This window comes from Xanthocytophaga flava, assembly GCF_030068545.1.
In the GTDB taxonomy this organism is placed as follows: domain Bacteria; phylum Bacteroidota; class Bacteroidia; order Cytophagales; family 172606-1; genus Xanthocytophaga; species Xanthocytophaga flava.
Map to the genome: position 1 here is coordinate 498,558 of NZ_JASJOR010000001.1, position 17,643 is coordinate 516,200.

A 17,643-nucleotide genomic window follows, 5' to 3' on the forward strand; every position below is an offset into this window, starting at 1 on the left:
AACCACCCTGATGGGCAACTTACCTGCTGCATTTATTCTGTGCAGATCATCTGGTGGAGGAAATAGAAGGTGATTTAGAGGAATTATTCTTCCAGCGGATTCAACTGTTGGGAGAGAAAAAGGCTCGTATCCGATATGTACTGGATGTAATGAGTCTAATGCGTCCATTTGTTTTCAAAAATAAATCCAGTGATTATATACAACCTTTACCTGGCTCTTCTATGATACGCAATTATCTCACTATTGCTTTGCGGAATCTGCTACGACAAAAGCTAAACAGTTCCTTAAACATCATTGGACTGGCAGCAGGCATTACCTGTAGCCTCTTTATTCTTTTATATGTCAGAGATGAACTTCACTATGATAAACAGTTTACTGGCTCTGACCGTATTTACCGTATTACACTGGAAAATATAGGCGAAAAAACACGTCACTGGGCAGCAACAGCACCTTTGATAGGTGAATCTATGACTCAGGAAATACCAGGTATAACAGAAGTTGCACGTTTTCACCGACCTTATCCTGATCGAATATTCAGTTATACCTCTACAAACGGCACTTCCGAACGCTTTGAAGAGAAGAGTGGATTTTATGCAGATCCTGCTGTAGTACATATGTTCAATATGGAATTGGTGAAAGGAGATCTCACAACCGCACTGAAAGAAGTGAACACGATTATACTTACCACAGCAATGGCCAAGAAGTATTTTGGAGATCAGGACCCTATAGGTAAGGTAATTCAGGATGATATGGACAATATTCCGATGAAAGTTACAGGAGTTGTAAAAGAATTTCCATTCCCCACTCATCTGCAATTCGACTATCTGATATCGATGAGTACCCGTTATCAGACATTAAGCAAAGAAGATCTGCATAACCCAGGATGGAGTAGTTTTTACAATTATGTATTGTTAGATCCATCTCAATCCAAAACAACCGTAGAAGCAAAGTTTCCAGAATTTATGAAGAAGTTCTATGCTCCTACAGGTGAAACCCCACAACAAATTTTTTCCACACGCAAATTACACTTGCAATCTATTCAGGATATTCATCTGCATTCAAAGCTTGAGAAAGAGATGGCACCTAATAGTGACAGTATGTATGTTTATATATTCTCAGTCGCTGCGGCTCTTATTCTACTGCTTGCGGCAGTGAATTTTATCAATATATCTACAGCTCAAGCTTTCAAACGAATGAAAGAAGTAGGTGTACGCAAAGCTATGGGGGCCAGTAAAAGCCAGTTGATCCGACAATTTGTAGGCGAAGCCCTCCTTTTGGCTTTTATAGCAACAAGTCTGGCGTTGTTTCTATTCAGACTGATTATCCCTCTTTACAATACCCTCTCAATCCGACCAATAGAGGTAGATCAACTATTTACACTTCAGAATATAGGTTTTGTATTAGTACTGGTAGTACTAGTAGGCTGGCTGGCTGGTAGCTATCCTGCATGGTTTATTGCAGGGTTCAATTCCATTGAATCGTTGAAAGGAAAGAAAACACCCCGATCATCTATCAAGTGGGTTCGGCAAGGAATGATTGTGTTTCAGTTTGCAGTATCTGTATTTATGATCTTCAGTACACTGATTATTTATCAACAACTTCGCTTCTTTCACAGTAAAGATATTGGATTTGATAAACAACAGGTAATTGCGGTAAAAGTGTATGGCAAAATGTATAATAAAATTGAAACAATCATGCAGACTTTACGCACAAATCCTGCTGTTTCAGATTTTTCCATGACCTCAACACTACCTGGAGACCGGTTTAGTACAGATATGTTTATTCCTGTAAATGATCCTCAAAAAGAATTTCAATTACGCCATATCTGGGTTAATTCCAACTTTCTATCTACGTTGGGTATAGAATTAAAAGAAGGCAATGGTTTTGATCATTTACAACTCCATCAAACAGCTTACATTCTCAATGAGGCAGCCATAAAAGCTATGAATCTGGATTCACCTCTTGGAATGCAGTTTGTTTCTCGTGGTGATACCGGAAAAATAATGGGGATTGTAAAAGATTTTCATTTTGCTTCTCTACACTCTACCATCGAACCACTGGTTATTGTACATAAACCATTTCAGACAAATTATATGCTGATCAATGTTGCAGGCAATCACCTACCTGAAACATTGGAATTACTGAAATCTACCTTTCATGCACTTTCACCAGAAACCTTATTCAGTTATACATTTCTTAATGAGAAGCTGAATATGTTATATGCATCCGAAAACCGAATGAGTCAGGTCTTCCAGTTATTTTCCGGGCTTACTATTCTAATATCCTGTTTGGGATTGTTTAGCCTGGTTATCTATACAGTAGAGTTACGTACCAAGGAAATTGGCATTCGTAAGATACTTGGATCATCTGTTCTGGAAGTAATTATGCTTCTTTTAAAGAACTTTTTACAACCTGTATTGATAGCGACTTTAATTGCCTGGCCTTTTGCATGGTGGGTAGCTACCCAATGGCTTCAAAACTTTGCCTATCACATTGCCATTGACTGGAAAGTATTTGCAGGATCTGCACTGCTTATATGGCTGATAGCTATACTAACAGTAAGTTTTCAATCTATCAGAGCAGCTTTAACCAATCCGGTTAATACGCTACGCAACGAATAAGTATGGAGACTCCACAACCACCTCGCTGGGCAACCCGCCTGTTGCATTTATTCTGTACGGATCATCTAATAGAAGAGATGGAAGGGGATTTAGAAGAACTATTTCTACAACGAGTCAAACTTTTAGGAGAGAAAAAAGCACGCATCCGATATATAATGGATGTACTAAGTCTGATACGTCCAGTTGTTCTTAAAAAGACAAAAAATGAATACTCACAATCTACATTCAGTTCCACTATGTTACGAAATTATCTAACCATCGCGTTTCGGAATCTGACCCGTAATAAAGGATATTCCTTTATCAACATTGCGGGATTGGCTGCAGGAATGGCTGTGGCTATGCTCATTGGCTTATGGATCTATGATGAATTATCCTTTAACCAAAATTATAAAAACTATGACCGTATTGCCAGAGTAATGGAAAACAGAAACTATGATGGAGAAATAGGCACGCTTTGGTCAGCATCACCGCCATTGGGAGATGCATTGAGGAGTCAGTATAGTAGCAATTTCAAACATATCTTAATGGCGTCCAATCCAACACGTGTTATTCTATCAACAGAATCAACTAAGCTAATACAAAATGGATACTATTTTGAACCAGGAGTTGCAGAGATGCTGAGTCTTACTATGCTCTATGGTACACATAAGGGATTGAACGAACCGCATTCTGTTTTGCTATCAGAATCAATGGCTAAAGCCTTTTTTGGTGATAGTAATCCAGTAGGCAAACTGATGAAGATTGAAAATACGCTGGATGTAAAAGTAACTGGAGTATACAAAGATTTACCACGTAATTCAGATTTTAATGATATGGCGTTTATAGCGCCCTGGAGTTTATATCTAAGCAGTAGAAAATGGATACAGAAAGATGCGTGGTGGCAAAATGGCTTTCAAGCCTATGTACAAGTAGCAGATCATGTAAATATGATCGATGTATCAAAGAAAATCAGAGATATTAAATTGAAGCATTGTGATAAAGAAGAAGCATTGGCAAAGCCAGAACTATTCCTTTTCCCAATGTCCCAATGGCGGTTGTATTCTGAATTTAAAAATGGTGTGAGTACAGGTGGGCGCATTCAGTTTGTATGGATATATGCCATGATTGGTATTTTTGTCTTAGTGCTGGCCTGTATCAACTTTATGAACCTATCAACAGCTCGTTCTGAAAAAAGAGCAAAGGAAGTAGGTGTTCGAAAAGCTATTGGATCATTGCAACATCAGTTAATTAGCCAGTTCTTTAGTGAGTCCTTACTGGTAGTGGCATTTTCATTTGCATTATGTATACTACTAGTTCAACTTGTACTCCCTTTCTTTAATGATATTGCAGATAAGAATGTATCCATAGCCTGGAACAACTCCTTATTTTGGTTAGTAAGCATTGCTTTTTGTTTATTCACCGGCTTACTGGCAGGAAGTTATCCGGCTCTTTATCTATCCTCCTTTCAGCCAGTGAATGTGCTCAAAGGCACCTTCGTAGCTGGACGGTTTTCAGCTATACCACGTAAAGTTCTCGTAGTAGGTCAGTTTACCGTCTCTATCGCACTGATTATAAGTACCATTATCATTTTCCAACAGGTTCAATTCTCAAAAGACCGACCTGTAGGATATAGTCGGGATGGGTTGATTATGATTGAAACCCCTACACCTGATATTCATAAACATCTGGACGCCATTCGGTATGAGTTAAAGAAGACAACTACCATAGTGGAGCTATCTGAATCACTCAATCCTATGACGGGAATTAGTTTCACCTCAAATGGTTATGAATGGACAGGAAAAGAAACAGAACAACAGGCAAGCTTTGCTACTGTTTATGTAGATCATGAATTTGGTCAGACAGTAGGTTGGCAATTTAAGGCAGGTCGGGATTTTTCAAGGAAATTCGCAACAGATTCAATGGGTGTTGTTTTGAACAAAACAGCAGCTGACTTTATGGGCTTAAAAGATCCTATCGGGAAAACAATTCGGCAAACTGCTTTTGGTCAAACATCTATATACCATATTGTTGGAGTAATCAATGATATGATCATGGAGTCTCCTTATGAGCCTGTTAAAAAAACAATTTATAAGATTAACAACGGAAAGGGTAATTTTATTAACGCAAGGATAAATCCAGCTCAAAGTACTCGGGATGCGCTACAAACAATAGAGAAAGTCTTAAAAAAGTATGATCCAGATACTCCCTTCGCATACAAATTTGTAAGCAACGAATATGCTCAGAAGTTTGGAGAAGAAGAACGAATGGGTAAGTTGATTACTTTCTTTTCAGTACTCGCTATTTTTATTTCTTGTCTGGGATTATCAGGTCTGGCTTCATACATAGCCGAACAACGTACCAAGGAAATTGGTATTCGGAAAGTTCTGGGGGCGTCTATATTCAATTTATGGGCACTACTCTCCAAAGACTTTGTCTATCTGGTACTTACAGCTTTTATCATTGCTACTCCTATAGCCTGGTATTTCCTCAATGGCTGGTTACAGAGTTATACCTATCGTACAGAAATATCGTGGTGGATTTTTGCAGTGACAGGTCTGGGAGCGTTACTAATCACCTTGTTAACGGTAAGTTTTCAATCCATCAAAGCCGCTTTACTAAATCCAGTTAAGTCACTACGTAACGAATAAGGTACAATAATATAATCTCTCTTTATCTGGTGTTGGGTTATCAATTCAGTCAACCCAACATCAGCGTTTAGTACACTTCGATTACTCTACTATTATCTTCTTTACAGGTTTTTTATTTTTTTATATACAACAGGTAGTTCCTCAACAGCAGACTTTCATTTAACTCCTGCTTAGATATCTCGTTTATTTCATATAGTGGCCAAGAAACTATTTGATAAAGCATTTTCGATCTGCTATCCGGCATTTTTACAAATACACAGGCTTTTACTTCTATCACAAATAAATTTTAGAGTATACATGCAACAACTTCCAATATAATGCATCTATACCTATGTAGTTATAATCTCCCCAGCAACTGATAAGAGTATTATATTTTTTAGAATGTTTTTCGAAAGGCAAGCCGATCTCAAAATCATACCATTACTACACTTTTTTTAATACCTGAAACTATGCTATCCAACTACCTTACTATTGCCTGGAGAAACCTGTCAAAGAATAAGGGTTTCTCATTTATTAACATTCTGGGTCTTTCGCTGGGGATGGCCTGCAGTCTGTTTATCTTTCTCTGGATACAGGATGAAGTAGGTACAGATGCTTTTCATAAAAATGGAGAACGACTCTATCAGTTACGTGAAGTGCAGTATTACGATAATGATAAAACATTGGATACCTATTCTACCCCTGGCATTCTGGCTGAGTATATCAGAAAAGAGGTTCCGGAAGTTACACATTCACTTGCTATTACCTGGGAACACGATTTATTATTCCGTGCAGGCGAAAAGTCTGGCAAAGAAAAAGGGCGTTATGCCAGTTCGGATATATTTGAAATGCTAAGCTTTCCATTGATCGAGGGCAATTCCAAAACAGTTTTATCATCTCCGGATCAGGTCGTAATTTCACGCAGAGTAGCTGAAAAGTATTTTGGTCAGCAAAATCCTATTAATAAGATCATCCATATAGATAACCGAAAAGATTTCAAAGTCAGTGGTGTATTTGAGAATATACAAGAGAATTCATCCTTAAAATTCGATTACCTACTTCCCTATCAGGATTTTGAACAGCAAAATGCATGGACCAAGGAATGGACCAGCAACGGTCCTCATACACTGATTCTACTTCATCCGGATGCATCATGGGAAAAAGTAGATCAAAAACTTAGAAATTACCTGATCAGCAAACGTGAAAAGGAAGCTAGCAAAATTGAACTCTTTTTACAACCTTATTCTGAACGGTATCTTCACTCCCGCTTTGAAAATGGTAAGCCAACAGGCGGTCGTATTGAGTATGTTCGCCTATTCTCCATTGTTACTATTTTTATTTTGCTCATTGCCTGTGTCAACTTTATGAATCTGGCTACTGCCCGTTCAGTCAAACGTTCAAAGGAAGTAGGTATTCGTAAAGTAGTAGGAGCTGACAAACGCTTCCTGATTGGACAATTTATGGGAGAGGCGATTATGACTACTTTTATCTCTCTGGCTGTAGCTTTGCTGATGGTTGTGCTTTTTCTTCCTACTTTTAATTCACTTACAGAAAAACACATCTCCCTACAAATTGCCAGTCCTTCGTTCTGGTTTACTTTACTGGCCTTAGCACTATTGACTGGATTGATTTCAGGAAGCTATCCAGCTTTGTTTCTGTCCTCTCTCAATCCGATAACTATCCTGAAAGGCTCTCTTAAGTTTAAACCAGAAGCATTGCTTTTCCGTAAAGCACTGGTTGTCTTTCAGTTTACCTTATCCATCATCCTTATTGTAGGAACAACTATCGTATACAGGCAAATACAGTACATTCAAAACAAAAATCTGGGATTAGATCGTGAAAATGTGATTTATGTACCTATTGAGGGAACTGTTGCCAAAAACTTTGAAACATTTAAGACAAATCTTCTTCAATCTTCTGCTATTCAGTCTGTATCAACATCTACCCAGATTCCAACTGAGATGAGGAGTTCTACATCTGGAGTAGAATGGGCAGGAAAAAATCCAAAAGACAATATTCCATTTGCAAATACAGATATCTCATACGACTTCATCAAAACGATGAAAATTAAACTAAAGGATGGTAGAGATTTCTCTAAGGAATTTGGAACCGACACTGCCAATTATCTTATCAACGAAGAAGCTGCGAAACGAATGGGAATGAAAAATCCGGTAGGACAAGACCTGACTATGTGGGATCGCAAAGGAAAGATCGTTGGTCTAATGGAAAACTTTCATTTACAATCACTCCATGTAGCCATTGAACCACTCATTTTCAGACTAGATGCCCATCCTGCCTTTGGACAGATTGTTGTTCGTACTCAACCCGGTAAAACTCAACAGGCATTGGTAGAACTTGAAAGAATTTCAAAGGTCTATAATCCGGAATATCCATTCTCCTATGAGTTTGCGGATGCTACTTTTCAGAAGCAATATAAAAGTGAAATGGTAATTGGAAAGCTTGCTAACTGCTTTGCATTTCTGGGTGTATTTATTTCCTGCCTGGGGTTATTTGGACTAGCAATGTTTACAGCCGAACAACGTACCAAAGAAATTGGTATTCGAAAAGTATTGGGAGCTTCTGTTACCAACATTGTATCGATGTTATCACAGGACTTTTTGAAGCTGGTACTACTGGCTTTTGTGATTGCTACACCTTTGGCATGGTGGTCATTAAGTCAGTGGCTACAAAACTTTGTGTATCGTACAGATCTGCATTGGTGGATTTTTGCACTGGCAGGTATCCTGGCTTTATGCATTGCTTTACTAACCATCAGTTTCCAATCTATTAAAGCAGCCATAGCTAATCCTGTGAAGTCTTTGCGATCAGAATAGTAAATTATTGGCATACAACAGCCCTGCCCTGACAGGGCTGTTTTGTTATCTACCCAAAGAAGAAAATTCTTTAATCAGTATATGATCTATACTATTGGCACTAATTTTATAGCAAAATAAAAATCAACTATTTACCGATTCTTGTTCTTTTACCACCTTCCGGCTTTTTTGCAGAGTAAAGAAACCAGCGGTAGTCATAAATCCAAGCAAAGCTATAAAAGACTGGGTATCAATCCGATTAAGCACCCAAAGCAAATACCCGCTAAAGGTAAAAACCCCTAAAAGCAACGACTTCCAATTGCGCATTATTCTTCGGTTAATGGTCATAGCTGTAGTACATTAGTGTGAGAAAAAAGCATCAGTCAAAAAGTATATCAAACAGTTCCGGACCTGGCTGAATCTTGCTGACCAATTGCACTCAATAGAACAAATTTCAGCATTTTGGAAGGTTCAGTCAATTTCAATAACTGATAATCTGAATGTCTGATAATAGTATAGATAAAAATGCATTCAGTCTCTAAAATACAGTATTCTTTATGTATACTTGAAGACGAAATCTACACTATTCATGTTCAATCTTTCCATCCTTCGCAAAGACTATTTCGTTTTTCTTATCCTTCTCTCAATTGCATATTGTGTTAATATACTCTTGTTATTTATTCTCAAAACAGGAGGTCTAGACTTAAGTAAGTCTAGTGTAGACATATTATTATTCAGTAGTGAGTTTTTATTCATTGCCCTACTTTTTTCCCTAGTTGTTGTAATGAGCAATTATAAGGAGTACAAACTTCGGAACAGCTTTCTCGCGTATATTCTGATTCAGTCTTTTACTCCATTCACACATTCCATTATATCCGAACTTGAAGAAAATACGGGACTATATTTTATGATAATATTCGGGATTAGTATGATGTGTATTATTACCTATCTTCTTATACAGTCCTTTCGAATTGAGAAGAAATCAATAAAAATGAATATACGATTCATCGGCTTAGGCATATTTTTATCCCATATAATATCTATTCTCTTAATCCCTTTCTATACAATCAAAGGTCCTACATTTGATAGAACAAAAATACACATGCTAATTAATCTGTTACCAGGCATTGCTATTATGGCCTTTTATGTAAAGCTTGCTAAAAAACCTGCATTCGAATAAATAATGTTAAGTAGATATAAAAACAGTCTCTATAAAGCAACAACACTATCATTTCAAGCATGTTGACATTAGCAGATCTTTACTCAAAATATCCTAAACTGCCACTAATTCTTTCCTGTATATATTGCCTGCTCAGAATAGTTTCGATAGCTATTTATAGTGATACTATTCAAGCAAATGATGTTATGATCTCGTTTCTATTCTATATCAGGGAACTAGTATTCGTATCAACTATCGCTTTTTTGATAGTCACATTAAGTAAATACGGAAACCTTAAAATCAAAAGAACATTTAGTATATATCTACTGATTCGTGTAATTACAATCATTGGACCTGTAATAATATCTGTGATTCAACCCAATGCAATCTCATACTACACAGCAATTTTAGGAATTAGTATAGCATTTGTGACTATTTCTCTTTTTTTACAATCTCTCAAGGTTCCCCAAGCAGGACTGCAACTAATTACCATCAGTATTTTATTCATGCATATGGCTGCTCCAGCCCTTATACTTCTACAAACATTTTTACTAGACAAATTTCCTATACATCACTTTATTAGGATAGAACAACTGGTAGAGCCCATCGCATTATTTCCAGGCATAGCAATTACACTGTTCTATTTAAAAGAAGAAAAACTGCTTTTTGGACAACCTTTTCATGAAGAAGATGCAAGATATACTAGTGAAGACTAGCATATTCAGAAAAAATGCAAAAGAAGACTCTGAAGTAGAGTTTAACATTACTTTTGTACAGGATTATCCTTTGATTCTTAGGAAACAAGCATAACTCTATTTGTCACAGTTCCCTTTCAGGAAGACAGGAAGGGAGTTTTTAAGGCCGTTTTTCTTAAGTTGACAGCCTTGAATCTCCACTTCTGTATTCTAAAAACAAATATATACTTTCCCGCTAAAATGAATATATTTGAATGACACCTATTCAACTATATTTACCCTCTATGAAAGCTATTCAGATTGTACTTTGTATTACAATACTTGCGATTTGGGCGTGTTCATCTGATGAAAAGAAAGAACAATCTATTTCAAAACCACCTGTAGTTATTGAAAAACGAGTAGATTTTTCTCCGTCACCAGCTGATTCACTTTTAACTCAATTACGTCCAGCCAAACAAAGGTTCCAGGTTAAAGCAGATACTGATCAGGTTATAACGGGTAAGTACGGCACATTTATTTTTATACCTGAAAACAGCTTTGTAGATGCCAGCGGACAACTTGTAACAGGACAGGTAGATCTTGAGCTAGTAGAAGTTCTTTCTACAGGGGATTTTGTTAGTTCCCGCTTACAAACTATCTCCAATGGAAAGCTACTACAATCTGAAGGGATGCTTTATATAGATGCAAAAGCCAACGGCCAATCCGTTACATTGGCTCCAGATAAACAACTACGTATTGAACTACCCATTCTGGCTAAAGCATCTGGTACTTCACAGACAAAAATATTCTCAGGAACTTATGACAAGAGAGGGAATATAAATTGGGAGGAAACCGGCAAGCTGGATAATAAACTTATTCCTCTGCCACTTAAGGAATTTACCTATAGATACTGGACATCCTATATTGTTGATAAGCCTAGTACAAATGGATTTGTCAGTTCTAAACTTATTAGTTATGAAATTGACTCTACCACATTCCTCAATCCTAAACTACAAAATACATTTATTGCAACGAGAGAATTTGAAGAACGATTCTGGTATATAATATGGGAAGATTTGTCTCATTATAGTTATCCAGAAGTTGAAACACAGAAAGTAAAAAACAGGAATTATCTTCCTATTTTAAATATTTACTTGAGTAATCTTAATAAAAATCTTTGGTACTGCGATTCATTAGCATGCCATACAATAAAGTTGTGGCACAAAAAGGATAGTTTGTATAACCATAGATACCTGGATATGACCTCAACTCAAATTGAAGACCAATTTGAGATCTTTTATAAACAACGTCTCACAAAGGTTATAGATTTTGCGGGAGTTGATCTTAGCAAAAAAGATGCACGACAACGTCTTAGGAAGAAGGGTAAAACCCTAAAAGAGATTGATGAAATTATGAATGCATATATACGTCAACAACAACTGATAACAATACGCAAAAACAAACAAGAAGCCCAACAAATAACACAGAACTCTTTTGCAGTGGCTAAACTTGGCTGGATAAACTGTGATCAGTTTTATGATGCCCCCAAAGCAAAAGAAGCTAATATCCTGGCCTCCATCCATACTCCAATATCTTTAAGCACTGCAACATCTGTAGTATTAATTCTCAATAATCGGCGAATTGCTATTAACGGCGAATCAGACAAAGATTCTTCTTATCATTTTACAGGATCATCAGCCCCGTATACCAAACTTCCAATAGGGGAAAAAGCGACTATTGTTGCATTAGCGTATCAGGACAATCAACCCTATATAGGACTGAAGTCTATTACGATATCCGAAGCTGGAACGTATGAGATTAATCTGAAGAAGAGTTCTACAAAAGAGATACAAGAAACACTGAAAAACCTGAAATGAAATGGTATACAAGCAGGGAGGACAGAAACAAAACACCTCCCTGCGTATACGTTACATCCAGATACTTTACATCCAGATAAACGGATCTCCAGATGCCAGATGAGTAACTTTAATCCCTATCAATTTGGGTTGTAACCACTCAGCAAACCACTGCATTCCAGGTTCCTCACTCACAGCATGACCTAACACAATCAAAGCCGTTTTAGATCCCAGTAATCGACCGTCCCGTATATATTCGGCAGTTTCCCACTCGGATAGTTCACCTACAATCAACACATCCGGTTTCTCTGACTCAACAGTCGATACTTGTCTTGGGCCACCCCATGCACCAGGTAGCAAGGCAATACGGGAGCAGGATTGATCCAGATTTCCGATTACACGTACATGTCCAATGCCAAGAGATGTTTTCAGATGTTGCACCAACTGTTTTAAGGAAAGTGCAGGAATAGTTAACATCCTTTCTCCTGTCTTATAATAAGATAACCAGTTTGCTTTTTTAGCAACTCCATAACTTACTGCATCAGGCTTCATAGAGTGGCAATAGTCATGAAACCGCCAGATAGCAATCTTATGCTTTTCCAATAACTGTTGCTTTTGTTTAACCACCATATTGTTAGGTACCCACGTGGAATCATCTTTGTGATTATAAAAGGATGGTTCATGAGCAATGATAAAGTTAGCCTTACGCTTTGCCGCCTCTTCGATAATTGTAATGGTAGGAAACATAGTGGTTACAATTCCTGTAACTACCTGATCAGCTAGACCAGCTTTTAGTGTGTCTACCGTATCTGACAGAGGTGTCAATCCACCTTCTTTCAAAATGAGATCCATGATTTCCTGTACTGTAAGCTGCTTTGCACTACCTGCTGCAAAAGAGGGGTTTACTCCTAGCAAAGCCAGACTACCCGCAGATTTTAGCGTATTAGACAGAAAGGATCGTCTACTTACAACAGATGATCGAAATAAAGAATGTAGATTGTTCATGGTGCAGGGAATTATAAGTAGTTCTATAACTTAGTGCGTCTTTGCAATTTATCATTTGTCTGCATAATAAATCTTCACTTTTTTCCAAACAATAACAATTTTGATAGATTACCTTGTTCATCCATTCATCTCATAGTACCATCCACTTGTCAAGTATTTGACACACTTCATATAGGACAGAAATAAAACCCTTGAGAATTGTCTATTTTACCGAATCACCGTATTTTTAAATACAAGCAAACCCCAATACATGGCACTACGCTTAGGACCTTCCTTTACAGATGAAACAACTGGCATATACTAAACCAAAACAGCATTGGTTTTTCAAATACAAGATTCACCATATCTTATTTTGGTGTGGATATCAATATGTTTGGTGGGTGATTGCGATAGGCAATCCTATTAAAGCAGCCGAAAGTATATTTCTGACATCTTTTTTTCCAAAGTATATCTTCTATGTCATTGTACAAACACTGGCAGTTTGTTTCAATCTCTATTTTCTTATTCCCAGATATCTTGAAAAAAACAAGCTTACAGAATATATTATCTATCTGGCACTCACAATTATATGTGCCTCTTTATTGATTGTTCCTGGTTACTATTTAACAGCCTTTTTGTCTCATAAGACAGTTGCAGATCTATTCGGAAATGATAAAAACTGCTTTTATTTCTTCATTACGAATACATTCCCATCCACCCTAGCCAGTATGACGTTAGGTATGAGTATCAAACTTACTAAAAAGTGGATTCAAACAGAAAGGAGACAACGTTTACTGGAAAAGGAAAAACTGGAAACAGAGTTAAAATTTCTCAAATATCAGATCAATCCTCATTTTCTATTCAATACGATTAATTCTATCTTCTTTCTGATCCATAAAAACCCTCATATGGCATCAGATTCTCTGGCAAAGTTTTCCGAATTCCTCAGACATCAACTATATGAAAGTAATGACAAACTGATTTCATTGGATAAAGAGATCTCATACCTCAAAAACTTTATTGAACTCGAAAAACTTAGACAAAATACACAAGTAGAACTTACCATTCAGGCAGATAATTCTGATACCCAGGATTTAGGTATAGCACCATTTGTATTAATGACATTTGTAGAGAATGCATTTAAACATGTATCAAAACACACAGATCAACCTAACTGGATACAGATTGACTTGAACTTACATCAGAGAGAGTTAAACATTGTTATTGCTAACAGTAAATCATCTGATACATCTGTACAGGTAGTTCATTATGGAGGTATTGGTCTGGAAAATGTAAAAAGAAGACTGGACTTACTCTATCCTGGTCAATATACACTTGATATACAGGATGAAACGGATTGCTTTACAGTAAAACTACACTTGCAGTTATCAGAACTTACTCGACAAAGCGCTATCACCCCTGCTACTGTACTTACAGAACTTTGAATATAAGACATATATTATTAAATCTAGCAAATAATGATCAACTGTGTTATTATCGACGATGAGCCACTGGCAAGAGAAGGAATAGCCAGTTATGTACAGGAAATTGATTTTCTGAATCTGGTCGAAACAGGTGAGAATCCTATGGCACTCATTCAGTTATTGGATGAACATCCAATAGATCTGATATTCCTTGACATACAAATGCCTAAGATGAATGGCATTGACTTTTTAAAGATTGTACAAAAACCGCCAATGGTGATCATCACGACAGCATTCCCCACCTATGCGTTAGAAAGTTTCCAGCTAAATGTGATGGACTACCTGTTAAAACCTATCACATTTGAACGTTTTGTAAAAGCGGCCAGTAAAGCCCGGGATTATCATCAACTGCTCCTCAAATCTGTGAGTCAGGATTCTCCTAAAATTGAGAAAGAAACAGACTACTTTTTTATTAAGTGTGGAAACAAGTATGAGAAAATTTACTTTAATGACATCCTGTATATACAGGGTATGCAGAATTATGTGGTTATCTATACATCAAAAGGTAAATATATGACTCTTTTGTATCTGAAAAATCTGGAACAAAATCTCGATAGTCGTTCATTTATCCGGGTACACAAATCCTATATCGTTGCCATTGATAAAATAGATGCTATAGAAGGCAACGAAATTAGCCTGCAATCACATCATATTCCCATTAGTCGTATTTATCGGGAACAAGTATTAAAACAAGTGGTACAAAATAAGTTATGGATAAAATAGAAAAACAAATAATGTCCTCTATTTTATCCAAACTTCATCAGAATTTCAGTCTTTATTCTGTTGATAGCTAGCAAAGCAAAGCAAAATAAACCAGCAACTACTTTATAAATTTTAAATTACATTACCATTTCTCCTTCTCCGGTTAATAACCAATTAAGATTGATGCGCCAGATAGTATGTATCCAGTATAAAAGCATAATACTGGGCAGATAATGGCATTGCTCAATCATTGATAGGTTACTTTGTGTCATACACACAGAAGCAGCAAAACTCTCCTGTGACTGTTTTGCGATCCGGGTTCGTACCATTCGAATACGCTCTCCAATAGTTGTCAATTTCATAGTTGTAGTAGAAAAAATCATAATGCACTTCAGTTTAAATCACTCTATCCATTCAATACAATGGGTATATTTCAGGCTGCATGGGAAGTAGTGAGCAAGGAAAAGGCATGAGCAAAGGCAGCACTTTCTGCATCAGCACGAGCAAGATATCCATATCCCATAATCCCGTTAAGGTTTCCATCCTGCTGAATTTCATATACATACTCAGCCACATTTCCCCACATACAGCCCATAACATTCACAATAATTCCCTGTTTCTCGAAGAAGCGGTATAATAAAGGAGTTAGATGATCCTCTGTCTTTGGGGGAGAAACAAAATGAGGTTCATAGGAATCAATTAACCATTGCTGAAACTGTTCATAAGCAAATGGATTAACAGATTTTATTAATTGCCAGTTTAACATAGTGGTAGTAATAATAAGGTTAAACAAATAATTTCTCTATTTTCTGCTGAGTACCCTATTTATAAAAATTAGTTTCTCAAAAACTGGTAAACATATTTAGTTATCAATTTCCCTGTCACTTGGAGCATCTTTTTGTCTTGCAACGATCGCTTCTTTAATCAATTGGGCACATATGACAGCAATTGAGCGCTTAAAGCCCTTGGTACTTTCAATATCTCTTTGAATATCCTGAACCGGCCAATAATCCTCCAGATCTAATTCAATAGTTATCATTTTTGTTTTCTTTGGGTTATTTGCTGGTCTCTCCATAATTTGCTATTTTTGATTCTTATACCTTTTAAGAAAAAAAGCCATATAAGCACAAAAATATACTTTAAAAACCTAAAAGTCAACAATCTGACATATATTATTTATATATTTACAACCAATTAAATCAGTTACTATATTTACTATAACTATGGAAAATTTACACGCTCGCCTAAAGCATTGCAGGGTAAAGTTAGGATTAAACCAGCAAACACTTTCTCAGAGGGTAAAAATAAATCAGAAAGATGTAAGTCTGATTGAAGCAGGTAAGCGGAAGTATATACCAGAGGAGTATTTCCTCTATTTATCCTCAGAAGGAATAGACCTAAACTGGCTATATACAGGTAAAGGCGAAATGTATTTGAAAGACACATTACAAAAATACAATTCTAAGCAGGAGGGCATACCCGCTATGTCAAGTACCGCCTTATCAGCACCATTATTAGGTAAAAGTACGTTACAACTAGTTACCGTGGATAAGCAGGGTGATAGTGTTATAGCAATGGTCCCGATTAAAGCAGCGGCAGGTTATATTATGTACTGCCACCGAAGTGACTATCTTGAAGAGCTAAGTGTATTCAGCTTGCCAGATTTTCGTAGTGGCAATTATCGGGCTTTTGAGATCTGGGGAGATTCTATGGAACATACAATCTATTCACAGGATTGGGTAATTGGCGAAAGGCTGGAGATGGCATCTCAGTTGCGTGATGGAGCAATCTATATAATTGTAACATCTGGCAATATTGTCTGCAAACGTGTTGTTAATCGACTAGACAGGTTAGGACATTTGGTACTTCGGTCAGATAACACAGAATATGAAGATCAGATTCTTGAACCCAATGACATCATTGAGGTTTGGTTGGTTAAAGCCCGAATCACCCGTGATTTTCGAAGTGCTCGTGCAGCATTGGTGTATTTCAGAGAAGAAGTGAATCGCCTGGATAGCTTACTCAATGGAATGGTGCACAAACAATAAAGTTTTCACTCTATGAACTACTCTGTTCTAACAGATAAAATCTTCACAATTGAAGACTTTTTGTTGCCATCAGAATGTCATACATATATAACACTAAGCGAAAATCTTGGTTATGAACCCGCCAAAGTAACTACAGAGAAAGGGGAAAGTGTTTTGGAGGAAGTGCGAAACAATAATCGTACATTTTATAAAAGTGAAGATCTGGCAGAGATTCTATGGCATAAAGTACAATCTTTTGCTCCTGCTAAGATTGGTAACAGTTATGCAATTGGTCTGAATGAGTTATTTCGTTTTTATAAATATCAGCCTGGACATCGGTTTAAAAGACATCAGGATCAAAGTTATATACGTAATGCAACAGAAGCCAGCTACTTTACATTTATGATTTACCTGAATGATAATTTTTCAGGTGGCGATACTCTATTTACTAATCTGAAGGTTCAACCTAAAGAAGGCATGGCTTTGATATTCCTACATAGTTTGTATCATGAAGGTAGTGAAGTCACCCAGGGTATGAAGTATGTATTGCGAAGTGATATCATGTACAGATTTGAAGAAGATTGAAAAAAATAACCTACTAGTAAAAGATGAAAGTTATATTATGATAAAAATCATTCATCCCTTACTTATCCATCCTAGTATGGAAACAGACTATTCTTTAGCATTCTCCTATTCTTCCTGAATTACTTTTCACAC

Annotated in this window: 14 protein-coding genes; 9 read left to right on the forward strand and 5 right to left on the reverse strand. The window is 36.8% G+C overall.

Translation table 11 applies throughout. The annotated features are described in order from the left end of the window. The first annotated feature begins 23 nt into the window (after positions 1–23). From QNI15_RS02060 to QNI15_RS02070, 3 genes are all read left to right on the forward strand, one after another. Complete coding sequence (locus QNI15_RS02060; RefSeq protein ID WP_314030387.1) at positions 24–2,621, forward strand: FtsX-like permease family protein; 2,598 nt, start codon at positions 24–26, stop codon at positions 2,619–2,621. Between the two features lie 2 nt (positions 2,622–2,623). Further along, a complete protein-coding gene (locus tag QNI15_RS02065) occupies positions 2,624–5,248 on the forward strand; it encodes an ABC transporter permease (protein WP_314030277.1) in 2,625 nt (874 codons plus the stop codon). Positions 5,249–5,697: 449 nt separating this feature from the next. Further along, entirely contained in the window at positions 5,698–8,061 is a 2,364-nt protein-coding gene (locus tag QNI15_RS02070; RefSeq protein WP_314030278.1) for an ABC transporter permease, read from the forward strand. Positions 8,062–8,184: 123 nt separating this feature from the next. Here the strand turns inward: QNI15_RS02070 and QNI15_RS02075 are convergent, their stop codons facing one another. Next, a complete protein-coding gene (locus QNI15_RS02075) occupies positions 8,185–8,388 on the reverse strand; it encodes a hypothetical protein (RefSeq protein WP_313993642.1) in 204 nt (67 codons plus the stop codon). Between the two features lie 891 nt (positions 8,389–9,279). On the opposite strand from QNI15_RS02075, the gene QNI15_RS02080 reads away from it, so the two are divergent. Continuing rightward, positions 9,280–9,915 carry a hypothetical protein gene (locus tag QNI15_RS02080; RefSeq protein WP_314030280.1) on the forward strand — a complete coding sequence of 212 codons (636 nt, stop codon included), beginning with the start codon at positions 9,280–9,282 and terminating at the stop codon, positions 9,913–9,915. A 263-nt stretch (positions 9,916–10,178) separates the two neighbouring features. Further along, positions 10,179–11,750: a hypothetical protein gene (locus QNI15_RS02085; RefSeq protein ID WP_314030282.1), complete on the forward strand. Its 1,572-nt coding sequence runs from the start codon at positions 10,179–10,181 to the stop codon at positions 11,748–11,750. Positions 11,751–11,816: 66 nt separating this feature from the next. Here the strand turns inward: QNI15_RS02085 and QNI15_RS02090 are convergent, their stop codons facing one another. Further along, on the reverse strand, positions 11,817–12,734 hold the full coding sequence (locus QNI15_RS02090; protein ID WP_314030284.1) for a Nif3-like dinuclear metal center hexameric protein: 918 nt from the start codon (positions 12,732–12,734) through the stop codon (positions 11,817–11,819). A gap of 281 nt (positions 12,735–13,015) precedes the next feature. Here QNI15_RS02090 and QNI15_RS02095 point away from each other — a divergent pair, with 281 nt between their 5' ends. Together QNI15_RS02095 and QNI15_RS02100 are read left to right on the forward strand one after the other, a co-directional pair. Then, positions 13,016–14,158: a sensor histidine kinase gene (locus tag QNI15_RS02095; protein WP_314030285.1), complete on the forward strand. Its 1,143-nt coding sequence runs from the start codon at positions 13,016–13,018 to the stop codon at positions 14,156–14,158. Positions 14,159–14,191: 33 nt separating this feature from the next. Beyond that, on the forward strand, positions 14,192–14,920 hold the full coding sequence (locus QNI15_RS02100; RefSeq protein WP_314030287.1) for a LytR/AlgR family response regulator transcription factor: 729 nt from the start codon (positions 14,192–14,194) through the stop codon (positions 14,918–14,920). 116 nt (positions 14,921–15,036) lie between these two features. Here the strand turns inward: QNI15_RS02100 and QNI15_RS02105 are convergent, their stop codons facing one another. The 3 genes from QNI15_RS02105 to QNI15_RS02115 form a co-directional block, all read right to left on the reverse strand. Next, positions 15,037–15,261, reverse strand: coding sequence for a helix-turn-helix domain-containing protein (locus tag QNI15_RS02105; RefSeq protein WP_313975282.1), 225 nt, complete (start codon positions 15,259–15,261; stop codon positions 15,037–15,039). A 71-nt stretch (positions 15,262–15,332) separates the two neighbouring features. Beyond that, the gene (locus QNI15_RS02110) at positions 15,333–15,665 is read right to left on the reverse strand and encodes a hypothetical protein (RefSeq protein WP_314030289.1); all 333 of its coding nucleotides are present in this window, start codon (positions 15,663–15,665) and stop codon (positions 15,333–15,335) included. 96 nt (positions 15,666–15,761) lie between these two features. Then, positions 15,762–15,974, reverse strand: coding sequence for a hypothetical protein (locus QNI15_RS02115; RefSeq protein WP_314030291.1), 213 nt, complete (start codon positions 15,972–15,974; stop codon positions 15,762–15,764). A gap of 148 nt (positions 15,975–16,122) precedes the next feature. On the opposite strand from QNI15_RS02115, the gene QNI15_RS02120 reads away from it, so the two are divergent. Together QNI15_RS02120 and QNI15_RS02125 are read left to right on the forward strand one after the other, a co-directional pair. Further along, entirely contained in the window at positions 16,123–16,947 is an 825-nt protein-coding gene (locus tag QNI15_RS02120; protein ID WP_314030293.1) for a S24 family peptidase, read from the forward strand. Between the two features lie 12 nt (positions 16,948–16,959). After that, positions 16,960–17,511 carry a prolyl hydroxylase family protein gene (locus QNI15_RS02125; protein WP_314030295.1) on the forward strand — a complete coding sequence of 184 codons (552 nt, stop codon included), beginning with the start codon at positions 16,960–16,962 and terminating at the stop codon, positions 17,509–17,511. The last annotated feature ends 132 nt before the right edge of the window (positions 17,512–17,643 follow it).